Consider the following 3,332-nt stretch of genomic DNA (forward strand, 5'->3'; position numbering starts at 1 on the left):
CTGGAAAAGGTCGCCCGGATGGCGCACCCGGCTCCAGGAAAGCTCCGAGATATGTACCAGGCCCTCCAGCTCCCCGACCTGGACGAAGATGCCGAAATCGCGCACCGCGGTGACGATGCCGCGACAGCGAGCGCCCGGTGCCAGCGCCGGCGCACCGCCGGTCGTCTGACCGGCCGGCCCCAGCGCCTCCCGTTCGGAGAGCACCAGCCGATCGCGGGCCGGGTCCACTTCGATCACGCACAGGTTGAGGTGAGTGCCCACGCGCCCGGCCAGGTAGGCGTTGCGTTCATCCAGCTCGGCCGAGCGGGGCATGCCGATAAGGTGCGAGGCCGGCACAAAGGCTTGTTTGTTTCCCCACTGCACCAGCAGGCCGCCGCGGTTGTACCCGATGGCCGGCAGTTGGATCACCCGCTTCTCCCGCATGTAGTCCGCGGCAACCTGCCAGATGTTTTCTGCGGTGACACTGCTGACAGCGGCGGGGGGCGGGTCGGTTGTCGCTTCGGTGACGTTCTCCACCTCTTCCGCGTTCAGCGGTTCCTCGTCCCAGCCGGCGGCCGGCGCATCGGTGCGCCATACATCCACATTGACCGCCTCGCCCTGTTCCATGACCACCCGCCAGTATTCCTCATCCCATTCCATCTCTAATGGATGTCCACTCATCGCACACCCTCTCCGTACCTCACACCCGACCGATGTCCAGATGACTGTCCTGCCCGATCCATCATGCTCTACCGCCGGCGCGCCGGCGGTAGCCCCTCGTGGGCCTCGCCCCTCCGGCTCAGGATTCTTCGCCGGCCTGCCGCTCCATGTCCGCCAGCACCCGAGCCACCTGCTCGATGGCAATGCGCTGTTTGCGGTACAGGTCCGACTCGCTCATAGCCAAGGTATCGGCGATATCCCGTACGCGCTTGCCCTGAATATACCGCATTTCCAAAATGTTGTACAACAGCCATTCGGAGGCGGTCATGTGGCGCGGGCCGGCCGGCCGCAGGGCTTCGATAGCCTCCGCCAGCGTGGCGCGCAGGGCGTTCACCGGGCTGGTTTCCTGCTGGCGCAGGCGGCGGGAGACCACCCGCAGGTTCAGCAGGGGGCTTTGGCTCAGCTTGGGACCGCCCCAATAATGCGCCAGCGCTTCTTTCACCCAGCGCTGATATTCCGGCGCGTATACGGGGGAATCCTTGATGATCTCCAGCGGCTCGCCCACATCATACCGCACGGTGCCGCGCCAGCGCTGGATGCGCTCGATCTCAGGGATGATACTGCGCAGGGCGGCGAACACCCCTTGTTGTAGATGACGGTCCTCCAGGGCAATTTCCGCCTGGGCGATGAGCGCGTCGACCGCCTCGCCGGCCTCCAGGGAAAGGGGCTCCTCCTGCGCATCAATATACAGGCCCAGCAGTCCCAAAGTTGCCTCGCGATTGCGGGTGCGCAGGGGCAGTACCCAAAAGCCGTCGGTGCGGATGAACTCCGCACGGCTCGGCTCCAGCCGCGCCGTGCGCGCCGAATCCGGGGGATGGAACAGCATCTCCGGCGGGAATTCCTCCAGACAGCGCTGTACCGCCTGGAGATCGCCGGTCACGGTCTCCAACTGCCATTTGCCGCCGGCGAGGCTGGCCACAAACCCGGTCCGCACGCGCAGAAGCTCGCACAGCGCCGTCAGCAGGTTCTCCAGGAACTGCTTCAGGTCGGTGGTGGTCAGCAGGCGCTTGTCCAGCTCCTGCAGCCATTCCAGCTCCGCCAGGTCCTGGCGGTAGATCAGGCGGTCAATGAAGGGTTCAGCCAGCTCGATGGCCAGCTCCAGCAGGACGATGAGGAGCATGGCGGAGAAAATGAGCATGGTATCGCGCGGCAGACCCAAGATGCTCTCCACGCGGGGGACGATGAGCATCAGGATGATCACGCAGATGCCCACGAACGGCCCGCGCAGGAGGAAGTGGATCATGGAGTGCTTGACCACGCGGTCCGGGGAGAGCACGCCGTAATAGGCGACGCTGTAGCCCATGATCACCAGCATGACGGCGACGGCGAAGTTGCCGGCGGCGGCCAGTGCCAGCACGGCCGTATAGGGCAGAGGGGTGGTCGGTGATGCTACCAGCAAGAAGGGGAAGGTGCCCAATGCCGGCGCAATGTAGGCCACGCTCAGATAGGTCATGCGGCGGATAGAGGTGGGGGTCAGACAGCGCTGGCGCGCCCGCCACACGTTGATGCCGCCGACGACGGTAGCCAGGGCGAAGTAGGCGGCAAAGCCCCAGAAGAGGGGGCCGGCGGTCAGGCGCTTGATGGTGTAGGCCATGACCCCATCCTGCACGATGAGATCGCTGAAGAGGGCCAGCACCAGCGCGGCAAGGGAGAGCGCATACGCCACCACGATGGCGGCCCGCCGGCGCCGGCTGCGCAAACCGGTGGCGTTCAGCACCGAGTCGGAGAAGTGCAGGTAGACCGCCGGCAGTATGGCAATGCCCAGCCACTGGAAGCGCATCCAAGGGATGGCGCGGGGCAGATCGTCAATGAGCGAGACGATGACGTCGCCGGCATATACCACCGTGACGCATGTCAGGATGGCCCCGAAGGTCCGTGATACGGGGCTGGTCAGGTTGCGGCTGAAGATGTACGTCAGGAGCGAGAAGGCGATGATCAGGTCAACGATGGCAAAGATCAGGTCCCCGAACGAAAAGAACTGCGCCCAGTCCCACATATCGGCCCAACTGTCACCCTTCTAATAGAGATTCTCCGATCGCTCCAATGCGCCGGCGGACTACGATATGCGCCGGATGAAGAACAGCGCCACCTGCGCGGAGTAGTAGCGGTCGTGAAAACCGCAGAACTCCAGGCCCAGCTTGCGGTAAAAAGAAATGGCCGGCCAGCTCTGCGCCGGCGCCTCCGCCATGAGATACTGCAGGCGGCGCGTGCGCGCCCACTGCACCGCCGCGCCCAGCAGTCGCGTCCCCACACCCTGCTGACGATAGCCGTTCGCCACGATGAAATTGGTGATGCGTGCGGTGCTGTGCCATCCTTCCGCCCGCAGGTCCAGATAGCCGCACAACTGGCCGCCGGCCTCCGCCACCAGCAGGGCGTCCACTCCCCGCCAGATCTCAATGATGTCCTCTGGGGTGCGGGGATACGGCACGGTGACCGGCCGCGGCAGACGCACCTCGCTCAGGGTCAGCACGATCTGGCCCTGGGATTCCCGCCGGCTGATCTGCCAGATATGGTCGCTGACGCAACTGCCATCCATCTGCAGGCAGGCTTCCAGGTCTGCGCGCAGGGCATGGCGGATTTCGACGTTCAACGCGACCCTCCTCCGACGAACGCCTTGGTCCCGGGAACGGTAT

3 protein-coding genes are annotated in these 3,332 nt (G+C 65.1%); all 3 read right to left on the reverse strand.

Features of this window, described 5'->3' with window-relative positions; all coding sequences use genetic code 11:
• On the reverse strand, positions 1 to 660 hold a 660-nt coding region (locus tag H5T60_13150; GenBank protein ID MBC7243377.1), incomplete at its 3' end, for a 30S ribosomal protein S1.
• Positions 661 to 778: 118 nt separating this feature from the next.
• Positions 779 to 2,695 (reverse strand): hypothetical protein, encoded by a 1,917-nt coding sequence (locus tag H5T60_13155; protein MBC7243378.1) that lies wholly within the window; start codon positions 2,693 to 2,695, stop codon positions 779 to 781.
• Between the two features lie 60 nt (positions 2,696 to 2,755).
• On the reverse strand, positions 2,756 to 3,289 hold the full coding sequence (locus tag H5T60_13160; GenBank protein ID MBC7243379.1) for a GNAT family N-acetyltransferase: 534 nt from the start codon (positions 3,287 to 3,289) through the stop codon (positions 2,756 to 2,758).
• Positions 3,290 to 3,332: the final 43 nt, after the last annotated feature.

This window comes from Anaerolineae bacterium (assembly GCA_014360855.1).
Taxonomy (GTDB): domain Bacteria; phylum Chloroflexota; class Anaerolineae; order JACIWP01; family JACIWP01; genus JACIWP01.